This window comes from Streptomyces sp. ICC1 (genome assembly GCF_003287935.1).
Classification (GTDB): Bacteria; Actinomycetota; Actinomycetes; order Streptomycetales; family Streptomycetaceae; genus Streptomyces; species Streptomyces tritrimontium.
Genome location: NZ_CP030287.1, coordinates 1,849,078 through 1,865,963 on the forward strand (window position 1 = coordinate 1,849,078; position 16,886 = coordinate 1,865,963).

Genomic DNA, 16,886 nt, shown 5'->3' on the forward strand with positions numbered 1-16,886 from the left:
GCCGGGGGCGAGCCCAGGGCCGGGGGCGACGGTGTCAGACATCGGCCGGCACCTCCAGGCGGCCCTCCAGGACGGCCGCCTCGATGCCCTCGCGCAGGGCTCCGCAGGAGCGGACGCCGCCGCTCGGCAGGCCCGCCGCGACCGCGGCGGCGATGCGGGGGCAACCCCCGGGGAGCACGGCGGCCTCGTCCGTCCACTGGATCTGGGTGTGGGCGGGGCTGAACTTCTCGCACAGCACCCGGGCGCCGCACTCCCCGCACACGACCGGGGTCATCACCGGGTCCCGGCCGCGCGGCGGGCGAGGTTCTCGGCGACCTCCGCCTTCCAGGCCGCGGTGGCCCGGGTGGTGTCGATCTCGAACTCGAAGCGTCGGACCATCTCGTCCTTGACGTCGGCGGCGTCTACGTAGAACTGCTCGTACCAGCGGCGGAGCTGGTAGACCGGGCCGTCCTCCTCGGTGAGCAGGGGGTTGTCGATGCGGGTCTTGTTCTTCCAGATATCGACGTCCTGCTCGAAGCCGACGGCCAGGCCCTCGGAGGTGAGCCGGGCCGCCTCGGCGGCCTGCTCGTCGCTCATGCCGGGGAGCTTCTTGACGATGGCCCCGTACATCAGCACGAAGCTGTTCTCGTCGATCGGGTAGTGGCAGTTGACGAGGACGGATTCGAGCTCGACGCCTGCGCCGACGTCGCTCCACAGCCGGTCGATCATGTACGAGGGGCCGTGGTACGAGGCGTCCGAGCGCAGGCCGCCACCGGTGGAGAGGGTGCCGAGGTCGACGTCGCCGCGCGGGGTGGACTCCATGTACTGGGTGGCGACGTGCCCGTCGAAGACGTTCTTGAAGTAGTGCGGGAAGGCGTAGTGCACGTAGTAGAAGTGCGCCATGTCGACGACGTTGTCGACGATCTCGCGGCAGTTGGAGTTCTCGACGCGCAGGGAGTTCCAGCTCCAGTCGCTCCACTCGGGGTCGCCGACGCCCTCGATGACGGGGATCGCGACCTCGGGCGGGGGCGGGTTGCCCTCGGGGTCGTGCCAGACGTAGAGCTGGCCGCTCTGCTCCAGGGCCGTCCAGGCGCGGGTCCTGGCGCGCGGCGGGACGCGGCGGGCGTAGGGGACGGCGGCGCAGCGGCCGTCGCCGGACCAGCGCCAGTCGTGGAAGGGGCAGGCGACGGTGTCGCCCTTGACGGTGCCGTGGGCGAGGTTGCCGCCCATGTGGGGGCAGTGGGCGTTCAGGACGGCGAGCTCCGCGCTGTCGGCGCCCTGGAAGACGACGAGCTTGGTCCCGAAGGCCTCGACCTCGTGCGGGGCGCCGTCCTTGAAGGAGGAGGCGAGTCCCAGGCAGTGCCAGCCGCGGGCGAACCGGGTCGGCGCGGCCGCCGCTTCGATGACACGGGGTTCTTCTTCGATCGCGGTCACGTGGTGGCCCTCCACTTCGTTGTGGTGTCGTGCGGTGCGCGGTCGGGCGCGCCGACGCTTCGCGCGGCTTCGGCCGCGAGTTCGACGGCGATGTCGATGAGCTGGTCCTCCTGGCCGCCGACGAGGCGGCGTTCGCCCGCGCGCAGCAGGATCCGCGCGCCGGAGACCCCGTAGCGCCCGGCCTGCCGGTAGGCGTGCCGCAGGAAGCTGGAGTAGACGCCGGCGTGGCCCATGAGCAGGGCCATGCGGTCCAGCCGGCACTCCTCGTCCATGACGGGGCGGACCACGTCCTCGGCCGCGTCGATGATCTTCAGGACGTCGATGCCGGTGCGGATGCCCATCTTCAGGCAGACGGCGGCGAAGGCCTCGACGGGCGTGTTGCCGGCGCCCGCGCCGAGGCGGCGGGTCGAGCCGTCGATCTGGAGCGCGCCGGCCCGGACGGCGGCGACGGAGTTGCCCACGCCCAGGCCGAGGTTCTCGTGTCCGTGGAAGCCGACCTGCGCGTCGTCGCCGAGTTCGGCGACGAGCGCGGCGACCCGGTCGGTGACCTCGTCCATGACCATGGCGCCCGCGGAGTCGACGACGTACACGCACTGGCAGCCGGCGTCGGCCATGATCCGGGCCTGGCGGGCGAGGTTCTCGGGGGTGGTGGAGTGGGCCATCATCAGGAATCCGACGGTCTCCAGGCCCGTCGCGCGGGCCAGCCCGAAGTGCTGGACGGAGATGTCGGCCTCGGTGCAGTGGGTGGCGATCCGGCAGATCTGCCCGCCGCCCGCGTGCGCGGCGCGGATGTCGTCCTTCACGCCGAGGCCCGGCAGCATCAGGAAGGCGATCTTCGCGTTCACCGCCGTGTCGGCGGCGATCTTGATGAGTTCCTGTTCCGGGGTCTTGGAGAAGCCGTAGGTGAAGGAGGAGCCGCCGAGGCCGTCCCCGTGGGTGACCTCGATGACGGGGACCCCGGCGTCGTCGAGGGCCGCGACGACCGACCGGACGTCCTCCCCCGTGAACTGGTGGCGCTTGGCGTGCGATCCGTCGCGCAGCGAGGAGTCGGTGACGCGGATGTCGAGGGTGTCGGAGTACGTCGTGCGTGTGCTCACGCGAGCATTCCCTTCGCGAACTCCTCGCCGACCTTGGCGGCGGCGGCGGTCATGATGTCGAGGTTTCCGGCGTAGGGCGGCAAGTAGTCGCCGGCGCCCTCCACCTCCAGGAAGATCGCGACCCGGGCCGTGCCGCCGCCCAGCGGGTCGGGGTCGTCGAACTGCGGCTCGGCGCACAGCCGGTAGCCGGGTACGTACGCGGCCACCTCCGCGGCGACGCGCTGGACGGAGGCGGCGATGGCGCCCCGGTCGGCGTCGGCGGGGATCGCGCAGAAGACGGTGTCGCGCATGATGACCGGCGGGTCGGCGGGGTTGAGGATGATGACGGCCTTGCCGCGGGCGGCGCCGCCGATCTCCTCGATGCCGCGGGCGGTGGTGCGCGTGAACTCGTCGATGTTGGCGCGGGTGCCGGGGCCGGCCGAGACGGAGGCCACCGAGGCGACGATCTCGGCGTAGGCGACGGGGACCACGCGGGAGACGGCGTACACCATGGGGATGGTGGCCTGGCCGCCGCAGGTGATCATGTTGACGTTGGCCCGGTCGAGGTGGGCGGTCAGGTTCGCGGGCGGGATGACGGCGGGGCCGACGGCGGCGGGGGTCAGGTCGACGGCCTTGATGCCGAGTTCGGCGTAGCGCGGGGCGTTGGCCCGGTGCACGGAGGCGGAGGTGGCCTCGAAGACCAGGTCGGGGAGCTCGTCCTGCCCGAGCAGCCAGTCGACGCCCTCGTGGGAGGCGTCGAGTCCGGCGCGGCGGGCGCGGGCGAGGCCCTCGCTGTCGGGGTCCACGCCGATCATCCAGCGGGGCTCGATGTACGGGGAGCGTTGGAGCTTGTAGAGCAGGTCGGTTCCGATGTTCCCGGAGCCGACGATGGCGGCGGTCGCTTTCGTCTTGATCGTGATCACCTCAGAGCTTCAGGAGAAGGAGAGCGACACCGGGCCAAGCCCGGTGAATTCGGCGGTGTACGTCCGCCCGGCGGCCACGTCCACGGCGCGGGTGCAGGACCCGGGCAGGATGAGGTGGCCCTTGCGCAGCCCGACCCCGAAGCGGGCGACGGTGCGCGCGAGCCAGGCGACGGAGGCGGCGGGGTCCCCCAGGACGGCGTCGCCGCGGCCGCGCGCCAGGGTGTCCGCGCCGCAGGTCAGGGTGGCTTCGACGGCCTTCAGGTCGAGCTCGCGGGGGTCGCGTCCCTCCCCGATGGCGTATCCGGCGGAGGAGGCGTTGTCGGCGATGGTGTCGGCGATGGCGATGCGCCAGTCGGCGATCCGGCTGTCGATGAGCTCCAGGGCGGGGACGACCCGCTCGGTCGCGGCCAGTACGTCGGCGGTCGTGCAGCCCTCGCCGGGGAGGTCGGCGCCGAGCACGAAGCCGATCTCGACCTCGACGCGCGGCGCGCAGTACGCGGCGGTGGGGACCGGGGTGTCCTGGCGCAGCTCCATCGCGTCCAGCAGGTGCCCGTAGTCGGGCTCGTCGACGCCCATCATGGCCTGCATGACCGGGGAGGACAGGCCGACCTTGTGGCCGGTGATCCGCTCTCCGTTCGCGCAGCGGTGGCGGATGTTGAGGAGCTGGATCTCGTACGCGTCCTCGGTGTCGATGCCGGGGAAGCGGGTGCTGAGCGGAGCGACCGGGGTCCGCCCGTGCTCGGCGGACCGCAGCAGTTCAGCGACGCGGAGCCGGTGGCGGTCCGAGAGCATGTGCGCTCCTTGCGGGGAGGGGCGGATTCGGTGCGGCGAGGCTAGACGGACCGCCTCCGGCGCCGGGAGGCCGTTTTCCCGGTCACCGGGAAAGGCCGCCGGGAAAGGAATCCGGAGCAATCCGTTTGCTCCGGGCAACCTTCGGGGCGGTTCGGGGCTCTTAGATGCGGTGCGCGCGACGCGCCCGCAGACCGCAGAATCCGAAGAACCGGAAGAGTTCCATGAACCACCTCCGCCGCACCCTGGCGACCCTGGCCGCGACGACCGTCGTGGCACCTGCCCTCCTGATCGCGGCGCCCGCCGCGAGCGCCGCCGAGCCGCCCGCGCCGGCTCCCGTCGCCGCCGATCCCTTCGCCACCTGCACGGGGTGGACGCTGGCCGATGAGCGCAGCACCTCCGAGCTGGTGGGCTTCCCGACCCGGCTCGTCGCGGGGACCTGGTCCACCTTCACGTTCCGTTCGGTCAACACCTCCAAGGCGCCGCTGAAGGCGGTGGGCGCGAACGTGGACGCCTCGGCCTCCGCGTACGACACGTACGCGGAGCTCAAGATCACGACGCAGTGGTACGACAAGGCCGCGAAGAAGTGGCGGACGATGCCCCACGCCTCGAAGTTCGCCACGATCGGCGGGGTCCTGAAGCCCGGCGCCCGAGCCGACGTCAGGATGCGCGTCAGGGCCGATGCGAAGTCCAAGGCCGGGCTGGGGTTCGCCTTCGACTACGGCCGGTACGCCGGCAAGGACGGCGTCTGCGGCTTCGCGCGGACGATCCACGAGTACGACTTCGATGTGGTCCCGGCGGCCCCCGCCCCGAAGCCCGCGACGCGCTGACGGAGAACGGCCCCGCGCCGGCCGCTCTCACACGCGGCCGGCGCGGGGCCGGGTATCGGGGGCCGGGCATCGGGGGCCGGGCCCGCCGGACGGCCCCGGTCAGCGGGCCCCGTACACCGGTTGCGGCCGCTCCGAGTCGGCGAGCAGCTTCGCCGCCGCCCCCCCCGCCTCCGACGGAGTCCACCGCGCGCCCCGGTCCGCCGTCCGACCCGGCCGCCAGCCCTCCATCACCGTGATGCGGCCGCCCTCCGCCTCGAAGACCCGGCCCGTGACCCCGGCCGAGGCGTCCGAGCCCAGCCACACCACGAGCGGGGACACGTTCTCCGGGGCCATCGCGTCGAAGGCCCCGGCCTGCGGGGCGGCCATGGTGTCCGCGAAGGCCTGCTCGGTCATCCGGGTGCGCGCGGCCGGGGCGATCGCGTTGACCTGGACGCCGTAGCGGCCCATCTCAGCCGCCGCGACCAGGGTCATGCCGAGGATGCCCGCCTTGGCCGCGCTGTAGTTGCCCTGGCCGACCGAGCCCAGCAGCCCGGCCCCCGAAGAGGTGTTGATCACCCGCGCGGCCACCTGGCGGCCCTCCTTCGCCTCCGCCCGCCAGTGGGCCGCCGCGTGCTTCAGCGGCAGGAAGTGCCCCTTGAGGTGCACCCGCATCACCGCGTCCCAGTCGTCCTCGTCCAGGTTCACGAGCATCCGGTCGCGCAGGAACCCCGCGTTGTTGACCAGGGTGTCCAGCCGCCCGAACGTCGAGACGGCCGTCTCGACCAGGGAGGCCGCGCCGTCCGAGGTGGCGATGTCCCCGCCGTGCGCGACCGCCTCCCCGCCGGCCGCCCGGATCTCGTCGGCCACGAGCGCCGCCGGGCTGTCCGCCGCGGGGAGCCCGTCCAGTGCGACTCCCAGGTCGTTGACCACGACCCGGGCCCCCTCCGCGGCGAAGGCCAGCGCGTGGGCCCGGCCCAGTCCGCGTCCGGCGCCCGTCACGATGACCACACGGCCTTCGGCAAGTCCCATGTCAGCTCTCCTCGTTCGCCTTGTTCGTCTGGTTCGTCTGGTTCGTCTGGTTCGTCTGGTTCGCCTTGTTCACCGTTGCCGCGTCCAAAAACGCCGGGCGCTCGCCGCCCCCGTGCACGAGCAGGCTCGCGCCGCTCACGTACCGCGCCCGGTCCGAGGCCAGGAAGACCGCCGCGTCGCCCACGTCCGAGGGTTCGGCCAGCCGTCCCAGCGGGACGGTCGCGCCGACCGCCGCGATGCCGCTCTCGTCGCCGTAGTGCAGGTGCGAGAGCTCGGTCCGCACCATGCCCAGGACCAGCGAGTTGACCCGTACCTCGGGGGCCCACTCGACGGCCATGGAGCGGGCCAGGTTCTCCAGGCCCGCCTTCGCGGCCCCGTAGGCCGCCGTCCCCGGCGAGGGCCGGGTCCCGCTGACGCTGCCGATCATCACGCCCGAGCCCCGCGCCTCCCGCAGCCAGGGGCGGGCGGCGAGCGAGGCGGTTATCGGGGCGATCAGGTTCAGCTCGACGACCCGCGCGTGGCGTTCCGCCTCGCCCTCCCCCAGCAGCCGGTACGGGGTTCCGCCGGCGTTGTTGACCAGGCAGTCGAGGCGTCCGTGGCGCCGGGCGACCGACGCGAAGAAGTCCTGTACGGCGGCGGGGTTGCGCAGGTCGAGGGCGGCGTAGGACGCGGAACGGCCCTCCACCTCGACCGGTTGCGTCGGCGGCCGCCGCGCGCAGACGACGACTTGGGCGCCCGCCGCGAGGAACGACCGCGCGATCCCGGCGCCGACGCCCCGGGTTCCGCCGGTGACGACGACAACCCTCCCGTTGAGCTCCATCGGCTGCTACCTTCCTCACCTAACAAATGTTTGGTGGAAAGGTAGCTGATCCGCTCATGGGTGTCTCCACCTCAAGCCCCGACAAGGGCATCGCACTCGTCACAGTCGACTTCCCGCCCGTCAACGCGCTCCCCGTGCAGGGCTGGTACGACCTCGCCGACGCCCTGCGCGCGGCCGGCCGGGACCCCGAGGTCAGGTGCGTGGTCCTCGCCGCCGAAGGCCGCGGCTTCAACGCCGGCGTCGACATCAAGGAGATGCAGCGCGACACCGGGCACGCCTCGCTCATCGGCGCCAACCGGGGCTGCTACGAGGCCTTCGCCGCCGTGTACGAGTGCGAGGTGCCGGTCGTGGCCGCCGTGAACGGCTTCTGCCTCGGCGGCGGGATCGGCCTCGTCGGCAACGCCGACGCCATCGTCGCCTCCGACGACGCGACCTTCGGACTGCCGGAGCTGGACCGGGGCGCCCTCGGGGCCGCCACCCACCTGGCCCGGCTCGTCCCGCAGCACCTGATGCGCACCCTCTACTACACCTCGCGCACCGCCACCGCCGCCGAACTGCACGCCCACGGCTCGGTGTGGAAGGTGGTCCCGCGCGGGGAACTGCGGGCGGCGGCCCTGGAGCTGGCCGCCGAGATCGCCAAGAAGGACGGCTACCTCATCCGGCTCGCCAAGGCGGCCATCAACGGCATCGACCCGGTGGACGTGCGCCGCAGCTACCGCTTCGAACAGGGCTTCACCTTCGAGGCCAATCTCAGCGGGGTCGCCGACCGGGTCCGCGACACCTTCGGCAAGGAGGGACCGGCATGACCGGCCAGAGCGACAAGACGATGACCGCCGACGAGGTGGCCGGACGGCTGCGCAGCGGGATGACCGTGGGCATCGGCGGCTGGGGTTCGCGGCGCAAGCCCATGGCCCTGGTCCGCGCCCTGCTGCGCTCCGAGGTCACCGATCTCACCGTGGTCTCCTACGGCGGCCCCGACGTCGGGCTGCTCGCCGCCGCCGGGAAGATCGCCAAGCTGGTCACGCCCTTCGTCACCCTCGACTCCATCCCCCTGGAGCCGCACTACCGGGCCGCCCGCGAGAGCGGCGCCTTCCCCCTCACCGAGCTCGACGAGGCCATGTTCATGTGGGGCCTGCACGCCGCCGCCAACCGGCTGTCCTTCCTCCCCGTCCGCGCCGGCCTCGGCTCCGACGTCATGCGCGTCAATCCCGAGCTGCGCACCGTGACCTCGCCCTACGCCGACGGCGAGGAGTTCGTCGCCGTCCCCGCCCTGCGCATGGACGCGGCCCTGGTCCACCTCAACCGCGCCGACCGGCACGGCAACGCCCAGTACCTGGGCCCGGACCCGTACTTCGACGACCTGTTCTGCGAGGCCGCCGACACCGCGTACGTCTCGTGCGAGCAGCTCGTCGAGACCGCCGAGCTCTCCAAGGCCGGGCCCCCGCAGTCCCTCCTGGTCAGCCGCCACTCGGTGACCGGGGTCGTGGAGACCCCGAACGGGGCCCACTTCACCTCCTGCGCCCCCGACTACGGCCGGGACGAGGCCTTCCAGAAGCTGTACGCGACCACCCCCTGGCCCGAGTTCGCCGGGCGCTTCCTCTCCGGCGGCAGCGAGCACGCCTACCAGTCGGCCGTCCAGGCCTGGCACGAGGAGCAGAAGTGAGCACCACGCCGAGCAGCACGCCGAGCAGCACGCCGACGCACACCGCCACCCGCGCCGAATACTGCGTGATCGCCTGCGCCGAGGCCTGGCGCGACAACGGCGAGGTGCTGGCCAGCCCGATGGGCCTGGTGCCCTCCTTCGGGGCCCGGCTGGCGAAGCGGACCTTCTCCCCCGACCTGCTGCTGACCGACGGCGAGGCCATGCTGGTCGGGCTCGACGGGACGGCCGAGGGCTGGCTCCCGTACCGCCGCCACCTGACCATGGTCACCGGCGGACACCGGCACGTGATGATGGGCGCCAGCCAGATCGACCGGTTCGGCAACCAGAACATCTCCTGCATCGGCGACTGGGAGCGGCCGGCCCGCCAGCTCCTCGGGGTCCGCGGCGCGCCCGTGAACACCCTGAACAACCCGGTGAGCTACTGGATCCCCAAGCACTCCACCCGGGTCTTCGTCGAGCGCGTCGACATGGTGAGCGGCGTGGGCCACGACCGTGCCGAGGCGGCCGGGGTGACCCGCTTCCACCGGCTCCCCCGGGTGGTCAGCGATCTCGGGGTCTTCGACTTCGGCGGCCCGGACCGCTCGATGCGCCTGGCCTCCCTGCACCCGGGCGTCACGGTGGAGCAGGTCCGGGCGGCCACCGGCTTCGAGCTGGCCGTGGCCGAGGAGGTCCCGTACACGCGGGAGCCGAGCGCCGAGGAGCTGCGGCTGATCCGCGAGGTCATCGACCCCAAGGGGCTGCGCGACCGGGAAGTGCGGGTCTGATCCGATGGAGACGGCATTCACCAAGCTGGTCGGGGTCCGGCATCCGATCGTGCAGACGGGCATGGGCTGGGTGGCGGGTCCGCGCCTGGTGACGGCGGCGGCCGAAGCGGGGGCGCTCGGCATCCTGGCCTCGGCGACGATGACGATGGACCAGCTGCGCTCCGCGGTCCACGAGGTCAAGTCCCGTACGGACGCCCCGTTCGGGGTCAACCTGCGGGCGGACGCCGGGGACGCGGCCGAGCGCGCCCAGCTGATCATCGACGAGGGGGTGCGGGTGGCGTCGTTCGCGCTCGCCCCGTCCAAGGAGCTGATCGCGCGGCTCAAGGACGCCGGGGTGGTCGTGATCCCCTCGATCGGGGCCCGCCGACACGCCGAGAAGGTCGCGGCGTGGGGCGCGGACGCGGTGATCGTTCAGGGCGGCGAGGGCGGCGGGCACACCGGTGACGTGGCCACGACCGTGCTGCTTCCGCAGGTGGTGGACGCGGTGGACATCCCGGTGATCGCGGCGGGCGGCTTCAGCGACGGCCGCGGACTCATCGCGGCGCTGGCCTACGGGGCCGCCGGCATCGCCATGGGCACCCGGTTCCTGCTCACCTCCGACTCGACCGTCCCGGACGCCGTCAAGGCCGAGTACCTGAAGGCCGGCGTCAAGGACGTCACCGTCACGACGGCCGTCGACGGGCTCCCGCACCGGATGCTGCGCAGCGAGCTCGTCGCCTCCCTGGAGCGGTCGGGCCGGGCGCGGGCGCTGGCCAAGGCCGTGCGGCACGCGGCCGGCTTCAAGAAGCTCTCGGGCCTGTCGTGGCCGCAGATGGTCCGCGACGGCCTCGCGATGAAACACGGCAAGGACCTGTCCTGGAGCCAGGTGCTGCTCGCCGCGAACACCCCCATGCTCCTCAAGGCGTCCATGGTCGAGGGCCGTACGGACCTCGGCGTCATGGCATCGGGCCAGGTCGCCGGCGTGATCGAGGATCTGCCGTCCTGTGCGGAGCTCGTCACCCGCGTCATGGCCGAGGCCCACGCCGTGCTGGAAGGACTGCACGGCCTCACACTCCCCCACCTCATCCCCCCGCACCCGTCCGGCACCCTGCCACCACCAGGGTGATTCCCCTTCTCCGTTACAGGAGTTGCCCCAGATGAGCCGTGCAAGAATCCGTCTGGCGACCGCGGTGCTCGCCTCCGCCCTAGCCCTCGGGACCCTGCCCGCCACCGCGTACGCCGCGCCGGCCAGCAGCGCCTCCCCCGCACGTCACCACCAGCACCAGCAGTCGGCGGAAACGATCCGCCAGATCCCCCTCCAGGGCGCGGTCAACGTCCGCGACCTGGGCGGCTACCGCACCTGGACCGGCGGAAAGGTCCGCCAGGGCCTGGTCTACCGCTCCGACGCACTGGGCAAGCTGACCGCCTCCGACATCACCGCCGTCGCCGGTCTCGGCCTCACGAAGGTCGTCGACTTCCGCATCCCGATGGAGGTCCAGTACGACGGCGCCGACAAGCTGCCCGCCGGACTGGCCTCCACCGCCCGCCCGGTCAACGACCTCGGCCTGTACGGGACCCTGGTCGGCGCGATAGGCAGCGGCGACCCCGTGAAGCAGGAGCAGATGCTCGGCGGCGGCCGCGCCGAGGCGTACATGCGCGACATCTACCGCGCGTTCGTGACCAACCCCGAGAACCGGGCGCAGTTCGCGACCACCCTGCGCGAGATCGCCGACGGCAAGCAGGGTCCGATCCTGTACCACTGCACCTCGGGCAAGGACCGGACGGGCTGGATGAGCTACGTCCTGCTGCGCGCCCTGGCCGTCCCACAGGACACCGCCGAGCGCGACTACCTGGCCTCGAACACCTTCCGCGGGGCGTACGACGCCCAGGTGCGGGCGGGTCTCAAGCAGTCCGGGCGGATGCAGAACCCGGACCTGCTGATCCCGCTCCAGGAGGTCCGCCAGGACTACCTGGACTCCGCGACGGATCAGATGGAGGCCGACTACGGCAGCTTCTACGGCTACCTGACGGACGGCCTCGGCCTGGACCTGCGGACGCTGGCGAAGCTCCAGAACAAGCTGGTCCGGTGATCCGGTAGTCCGGTGGCCGCCACCAGGAGGCCGCCGGACACAGCACCGCGCCGGGCAGCACGCGAAGTGCTGCCCGGCGCGGTGGTCGGTACGTCGTGACGGTCAGGCGGAACGGCGGCGGGCCTGGCCCGCGGCACCCACCCGGCTGCGGGCGGACGCGGCGGCAGCGCCGCCGGAGGCGGCGCCCCCGGTGCGCCGGCCGCGCTCGCCGGAGCCGCCCGCGGCCGCGCCCTGGCCGCCCTGGCCGCGGCGGGCCTGGCCCGAACCGGAAGCCGGAGCCTGGCCGCCGGCCGCGCCCGCGCCGCCGGTACGGCGGCCGCGGCCGCCACCGGCGGCCGGAGCCGCGCCCGTGCCGGAACCCGTACGCGCACCGCCCGAGCGGCGGCGCTGGCCGGAGCCCGAGCCGCCGCCGGCCTGGCCGGCGGAGCGCTGGCGCGGCGGGGTGGCCTGCGGCACGTCCATGACGACCGGGATGCCCGAGGGCTCCTTGGCGCCGGTGATGCGGACCAGTTCCTCGTCGGAGGACTTGATCTGCGCGGTGCGCGGGGAGATCCCCGCGTCCGACATCAGGCGGGTCATGTCGCGCTTCTGGTCCGGCAGGACCAGGGTGACGACGCTGCCGGACTCGCCGGCGCGGGCGGTACGGCCGCCGCGGTGCAGGTAGTCCTTGTGGTCGACCGGCGGGTCCACGTTGACGACGAGGTCGAGGTCGTCGATGTGGATGCCGCGGGCGGCCACGTTGGTGGCGACCAGTGCGGTGACCTCGCCCGTCTTGAACCAGTCGAGGGTCCGGTTGCGCTGCGGCTGCGAGCGGCCGCCGTGCAGGCCGGAGGCGCGGACACCGTCGGCGAGGAGCTTCTTGACCATGCGGTCGACGCCGCGCTTGGTGTCGACGAACATGATCACCCGGCCGTCGCGAGCGGCTATACGCGTGGCCACGGCCTTCTTGTCGGTCTCGTCCATGACGTACAGGACGTGGTGCTCCATCGTGCTGACCGCACCGGCGGACGGGTCGACGGAGAAGGCGACCGGGTCGTGCAGGAACATCTTGACGAGCTTGTCGATGTTCTTGTCGAGGGTCGCCGAGAACAGCATGGTCTGGCCCTCGGGCTCGACCTGCTTGAGCAGGGCGGTGACCTGCGGCATGAAGCCCATGTCGGTCATCTGGTCGGCCTCGTCGAGGACCGTGATGGAGACCTGCGAGAGGTCGGCGTCACCGCGCTCGATGAGGTCCTTCAGACGGCCGGGGGTGGCGACGAGCACCTCGGCGCCGCGGCGCAGGGCGCCGGACTGCCGGTTGATCGACATGCCGCCGACGACGGTCGTGATGCGCAGGTTGACGGCCGTGGCGTACGGGGCCATCGCGTCGGTCACCTGCTGCGCGAGCTCACGGGTCGGTACGAGGACCAGGGCGAGCGGCTGCTTCGGCTGCGCGCGGCGGCCGGCGGTCCGGGCCAGCAGCGCCAGGCCGAAGGCCAGCGTCTTGCCGGAGCCGGTGCGGCCGCGGCCGAGCAGGTCGCGGCCGACGAGGGAGTTCGGGATGGTCGCGGCCTGGATCGGGAACGGCTCGGTGACGCCCTGGGCGGCGAGGGTCTTCAGCAGCGCCTCGGGCATGTCCATGTCCTCGAACGCGACCACCGGCGGCAGCGCCGGGGTGAGCGGTTCGGGCATGGTGAATTCTTGGGGCCTGGCTACGGGGGCGGACTTCTGCCGTCCCGCGCCAGCCTTCGGACGTCCCTGGGCCGCACCTCGGCCCCGGGTGGGGCGGCGGCTGGGTCGTGCGGAGCTGGAGCTGGTCATGCGAGAAAGCCCTCCTGAAACCGGCAGGTACTGCGTACAAAAGCTACAAACAGGTCGAAACAGCAGACAAGCCGGGGCCCGCACCTACTCGGTGCGGACCCCGGCGTGCTGAATACGTCAGGCAGGCAGGATGTTCTCGGCCTGCGGGCCCTTCTGACCCTGGGTGACGTCGAAGGACACGCGCTGGCCCTCGTTGAGCTCACGGAAGCCCTGGGTGGCGATGTTCGAGTAGTGGGCGAAGACGTCCGGGCCGCCACCGTCCTGCTCGATGAAGCCGAAGCCCTTTTCCGAGTTGAACCACTTCACGGTGCCAAGTGCCATTTTTGAATCTCCTGAATAGGCGGCAAAGGGCCCCATCCGGAGATTCCGGCAAAACAATAAAAGCGCCTGTCGGAGCATTCCCGTCAGGCGCACATAAAGTTCATGGGTACCACAACTGCAACGAGCTCTAAGCTAGCACACGTCGGTCGGGGAGTGTCGCGGCGAGCATGTGACCTCCGTCCCGACCGGGCCCGGAGCGCAGTCTGCCGCCCACCTCCGCGAGGGCCGCCCGGAGCCCCGGAATGCCCATCCCGCCTGAGTCGAGGACGATCCGTTCCCCCTCGGGCGCGGTGTTCACCACATCCAGGCGAACCTCCCCGTCCCCGGTGTACAGATTCATCCGAACGGCGGAGCCGGGGGCGTACTTCGCGGCGTTGGTGAGCCCCTCGCGGGCGATCCGCAGCAGCAGCCGCCCGTCGGCCGCCGGGAAGGCCCCGAGGCCGGGCTGCGTGTGGTGGGTGATCTCCATGCCGGTGGCCCGCATGTTCCGCGCCAGGGAGCCGAGGAAGCGGCCGACGTCCACGGGCGAGGTGTGGGACCGGCTGCCCGCGGGGTCGGTGAGCATGTCCAGCACCTCCCTGACCTCCGCCATCGCGGCCCGGGCCGATTCCTCCACGGCCGCGGCCCCCTCCCGCACGCGGGGGTCGGCCCCGGCGTCCAGGCGCAGGGCGGCGGCCTGCATCGTGAGGGCGGTGAGGCGGTGGCCGAGGCCGTCGTGGGTGCGCTGGGCCAAACGGGTGCGCTCCTGTACGACGGCCAGGTCGGCCGCCTGGTCCACGGCGGCGTGGGCCTGGCGGGCCCGCTCGCGCAGCGCGGCCATGACGCGCCGGTTGCGCCGCACCGTCTCCCCGTACAGCGCGGGCACGAGGACGGAGCCGAGCACGAAGGAGGCGGGGTCGCGCCCGGCGTACCCGAGCGGCAGGAAGAGGTCGCGGGTGGCGGCGTAGGCGACGGCCATCAGCAGGACCCCGCCCCAGCGGTGGGCGCGGCCGTACGCGGCCAGGGCGTAGGCGGCGAAGACGAGGGGGCCGCGGTCGTCCGAGACGACGGTCGCGGCGGTGGCCACGAGGGCCGGGAGCCAGGGGCGGGAGCGGCGCCAGAGCAGGGAGGCGGCCGCGAGCCAGCCGGCGGCCAGGCTCGTGGGGTAGTCGCTGACGAGGCCGAAGCGGTGGACGTCGTGGAGGTTGAGGGTGGTGAGCAGCCCGCACAGGAGGGCGAGGCAGATGTCGGTGCGGCGGGCGCGCACCGGGTCGGGCGCTCCGCCGCTCTCCCCGGTCAGGGTGCGCAGCCCGCGTTCCAGGAGCTGTCCGGCGCGACCGGGCACAGCCTGCACGGCTCCACCACCCCCCCATGGGCACATGAATGACGCGAAGCGCGTCACAACGTCCCCCCAGGTTGCCCGCCTTCCGCCGAAGGGGCATCCCGGGGGGACGCCGCACCGATGGTCCGGCTCGGTGTCTACAGGGAGACGCCGAGGCCGTTCAGCCAGGTGACGGGATTGACGTCGGCGCCGTAGCTGTTGCTGGAGCGGACCTCGAAGTGGAGGTGCGGGCCGGTGGAGTTGCCGGTGTTGCCGGACCGGCCGATCTGCTCGCCGGCCAGGACGCGCTCGCCCGCGGAGGCGGTCGCGGAGGACAGGTGGGCGGAGAGGGTGTGGCGGCCGTCGTCGTGCTTGATGACGACGGCGTTGCCGTAGGCGCCCTGCCGGCCGGAGGACACGACGGTGCCGGCGGCGGCGGCCTTGACCGGGGTGCCGGTGGACACCGCGAAGTCGATGCCGGTGTGGTGGCCGGCCGCCCAACCGCCCGACTGGTGGTATCGCGCGGAGACGGTGGCGCCGGAGACGGGCAGGACGCCGGCGCTCTTCGAGGAGTTCGAGGGCTTCGGTGCGGCGGGGGCGTCGGAGCCGCCGCCGGAGCCGGAGCCGTACGCGAGGCGCTGGCCCGGGATGATCATGTTCGGGTCGGAACCGATCACGGAGCGGTTGTCGGTGTACAGCTTCTGCCAGCCGATGCCCAGCTTGGAGCCGATCGTGCCGAGGGTGTCGCCGCTGACGACGCTGTAGGCCTTCCCGGCGGCGGAGGCGCCGGTGCCCTCGGCGGGAGCCTTGGGGGCCGCGGGGGCCTTGGGCGCCTCGGGGGCCGGGCCGCCGCGCTGGAGGCCGGCGAGCTTGCCGCAGGCGGGCCAGGCGCCCGGGCCCTGGGTCGCGAGGACCTTCTCGGCGACGGCGATCTGCTGCGCCTTGGTGGCCCGGTCGGCCTGCGGGGCGTACCGCTTGCCGCCGAACTCCGCCCACGTGGCGGAGGAGAACTGGAGGCCGCCGTAGTAGCCGTTGCCGGTACTGATGCTCCAGTTTCCGGTGGACTCGCACTGGGCGACCTTGTCCCACGTGCCGACCGACGCGGCGGACGCGGGCTGTGCCACGAGACCCACGGCGGCGGGGGCGGCGATGCCGGCGACGACGAGACCGGCGAAGGTGCGGGCAGAGGGGAGAGACATGCGGGGTTCCTGACGTCGGGGACATGGCGAGGCCGGCGCATCGGGTGGAGACGGTGGAGCGGATGGAGCGGCGGTGCGTTCGGCCTCGGTCACCACCGTCCGGGAGGAGAGGGGGTCTCCGAAGTCGCCTAAAGAGGACAAGCGGGGCGGCAAAAGGGGACTGGGGAGCGAGGGTTGTGGGGACCGAGGTCCCGATATGCCGGTAATGTCCGGGATGAGACGGGGATTCAGGGGAGGTGGGTCACATGGCGATCCGGGTGATGGTGGTCGACGACCAGAGCCTCATACGGTCGGGGCTGGTGACCCTGCTGGGGAGCGCGCCCGGCATCGAGGTGGTCGCGGAGGCCGCCGACGGGGCCGAGGCCGTGCCGCTGGCGCGCACGCACCGGCCGGACGTGGTGCTGATGGACCTGGTCATGCCGAGGGTCGACGGCCTGGAGGCGACCCTGCGGCTGCTGCGGCTGCCGGACCCGCCGCGGGTCCTGGTCCTCACCGGCTACACGGCGGACGACCTGGTCCTGGACGCGCTGCGGGCGGGGGCGGCCGGCTTCCTGTTGAAGGACCTGCGCCCCGAGGAGCTCTTCGCCGGCATCCGCACGGTCGCGGCGGGCGGCAGCGCGCTGGCCCCCGGAGTGATGCGGGCCCTGCTGGAGCGGGCGGACACCCGGACCGGCACCCCCGACCACACCGAGCAGCTCTCCACCCTCTCCCCCGGCGAACGGGACGTCCTCGCGCTGGTCGGCGAGGGCCGTACGAACCAGCAGATAGCGCAGGCGCTGCACCTGTCACCGGCGAGCGTGAAGACGTACGTGTCGCGGATCCTGACGCAGCTGGACCTCTCGAACCGGACCCAGGCCGCGATCCTGGCCCACGAGGCCGGCCTGGTCCGCGCGGCGTAGCCGGCCGGGCCT

At 72.7% G+C, this 16,886-nt stretch carries 18 protein-coding genes; 7 read left to right on the forward strand and 11 right to left on the reverse strand.

Going from position 1 to position 16,886, the window contains the following annotated elements; all coding sequences use genetic code 11:
* Nucleotides 1-34: 34 nt before the first annotated feature.
* The 5 genes from DRB96_RS08715 to DRB96_RS08735 are packed head-to-tail and all read right to left on the reverse strand — an operon-like array spanning nt 35 to nt 4,204.
* Nucleotides 35-274 (reverse strand): hypothetical protein, encoded by a 240-nt coding sequence (locus tag DRB96_RS08715; protein ID WP_112447902.1) that lies wholly within the window; start codon nt 272-274, stop codon nt 35-37.
* Entirely contained in the window at nt 274-1,413 is a 1,140-nt protein-coding gene (locus DRB96_RS08720) for a Rieske 2Fe-2S domain-containing protein (protein ID WP_112453294.1), read from the reverse strand. The genes DRB96_RS08715 and DRB96_RS08720 overlap by 1 nt, the downstream gene beginning before the upstream one ends.
* Entirely contained in the window at nt 1,410-2,510 is a 1,101-nt protein-coding gene (gene dmpG, locus DRB96_RS08725; RefSeq protein ID WP_112447903.1) for a 4-hydroxy-2-oxovalerate aldolase, read from the reverse strand. Before dmpG ends, DRB96_RS08720 begins: the two co-directional genes overlap by 4 nt.
* On the reverse strand, nt 2,507-3,409 hold the full coding sequence (locus tag DRB96_RS08730) for an acetaldehyde dehydrogenase (acetylating) (RefSeq protein WP_204358005.1): 903 nt from the start codon (nt 3,407-3,409) through the stop codon (nt 2,507-2,509). Before DRB96_RS08730 ends, dmpG begins: the two co-directional genes overlap by 4 nt.
* Nucleotides 3,410-3,421: 12 nt before the next feature.
* Entirely contained in the window at nt 3,422-4,204 is a 783-nt protein-coding gene (locus DRB96_RS08735) for a 2-keto-4-pentenoate hydratase (protein ID WP_112447904.1), read from the reverse strand.
* 221 nt (nt 4,205-4,425) lie between these two features.
* Here DRB96_RS08735 and DRB96_RS08740 point away from each other — a divergent pair, with 221 nt between their 5' ends.
* Nucleotides 4,426-5,031 (forward strand): hypothetical protein, encoded by a 606-nt coding sequence (locus DRB96_RS08740; protein ID WP_112447905.1) that lies wholly within the window; start codon nt 4,426-4,428, stop codon nt 5,029-5,031.
* Between the two features lie 99 nt (nt 5,032-5,130).
* On the opposite strand, the gene DRB96_RS08745 is transcribed toward DRB96_RS08740, so the two are convergent.
* Nucleotides 5,131-6,039: an SDR family oxidoreductase gene (locus DRB96_RS08745; RefSeq protein WP_112447906.1), complete on the reverse strand. Its 909-nt coding sequence runs from the start codon at nt 6,037-6,039 to the stop codon at nt 5,131-5,133.
* Between the two features lies 1 nt (nt 6,040).
* Nucleotides 6,041-6,859 (reverse strand): SDR family oxidoreductase, encoded by an 819-nt coding sequence (locus DRB96_RS08750; protein WP_112447907.1) that lies wholly within the window; start codon nt 6,857-6,859, stop codon nt 6,041-6,043.
* Nucleotides 6,860-6,915: 56 nt separating this feature from the next.
* Here DRB96_RS08750 and DRB96_RS08755 point away from each other — a divergent pair, with 56 nt between their 5' ends.
* From DRB96_RS08755 to DRB96_RS08775, 5 genes are read left to right on the forward strand one after another with little or no spacing between them, the layout of a single operon-like run.
* A complete protein-coding gene (locus DRB96_RS08755) occupies nt 6,916-7,665 on the forward strand; it encodes an enoyl-CoA hydratase family protein (RefSeq protein ID WP_112447908.1) in 750 nt (249 codons plus the stop codon).
* Nucleotides 7,662-8,522 (forward strand): CoA-transferase, encoded by an 861-nt coding sequence (locus DRB96_RS08760; protein ID WP_112447909.1) that lies wholly within the window; start codon nt 7,662-7,664, stop codon nt 8,520-8,522. Before DRB96_RS08755 ends, DRB96_RS08760 begins: the two co-directional genes overlap by 4 nt.
* On the forward strand, nt 8,519-9,286 hold the full coding sequence (locus tag DRB96_RS08765; RefSeq protein WP_112447910.1) for a CoA-transferase: 768 nt from the start codon (nt 8,519-8,521) through the stop codon (nt 9,284-9,286). Before DRB96_RS08760 ends, DRB96_RS08765 begins: the two co-directional genes overlap by 4 nt.
* 4 nt (nt 9,287-9,290) lie before the next feature.
* On the forward strand, nt 9,291-10,391 hold the full coding sequence (locus DRB96_RS08770) for a nitronate monooxygenase (RefSeq protein WP_112447911.1): 1,101 nt from the start codon (nt 9,291-9,293) through the stop codon (nt 10,389-10,391).
* Nucleotides 10,392-10,422: 31 nt separating this feature from the next.
* Nucleotides 10,423-11,355 (forward strand): tyrosine-protein phosphatase, encoded by a 933-nt coding sequence (locus DRB96_RS08775; protein ID WP_204357680.1) that lies wholly within the window; start codon nt 10,423-10,425, stop codon nt 11,353-11,355.
* Nucleotides 11,356-11,457: 102 nt separating this feature from the next.
* Here DRB96_RS08775 and DRB96_RS08780 read toward each other — a convergent pair whose 3' ends face one another.
* The 4 genes from DRB96_RS08780 to DRB96_RS45860 all read right to left on the reverse strand — a co-directional run bounded on the left by DRB96_RS08780 (nt 11,458) and on the right by DRB96_RS45860 (nt 15,975).
* Complete coding sequence (locus tag DRB96_RS08780; RefSeq protein ID WP_112447912.1) at nt 11,458-13,155, reverse strand: DEAD/DEAH box helicase; 1,698 nt, start codon at nt 13,153-13,155, stop codon at nt 11,458-11,460.
* Nucleotides 13,156-13,272: 117 nt separating this feature from the next.
* Nucleotides 13,273-13,476, reverse strand: a complete 204-nt coding sequence (locus tag DRB96_RS08785) for a cold-shock protein (RefSeq protein WP_112447913.1) — start codon at nt 13,474-13,476, stop codon at nt 13,273-13,275.
* 127 nt (nt 13,477-13,603) lie between these two features.
* Complete coding sequence (locus DRB96_RS08790; RefSeq protein WP_162688485.1) at nt 13,604-14,809, reverse strand: histidine kinase; 1,206 nt, start codon at nt 14,807-14,809, stop codon at nt 13,604-13,606.
* Nucleotides 14,810-14,934: 125 nt separating this feature from the next.
* On the reverse strand, nt 14,935-15,975 hold the full coding sequence (locus tag DRB96_RS45860) for a transglycosylase family protein (RefSeq protein ID WP_112447915.1): 1,041 nt from the start codon (nt 15,973-15,975) through the stop codon (nt 14,935-14,937).
* A gap of 245 nt (nt 15,976-16,220) precedes the next feature.
* Between DRB96_RS45860 and DRB96_RS08800 the strand changes: the two genes are divergently transcribed.
* Entirely contained in the window at nt 16,221-16,874 is a 654-nt protein-coding gene (locus DRB96_RS08800; RefSeq protein ID WP_112447916.1) for a response regulator transcription factor, read from the forward strand.
* Nucleotides 16,875-16,886 lie beyond the last annotated feature (12 nt).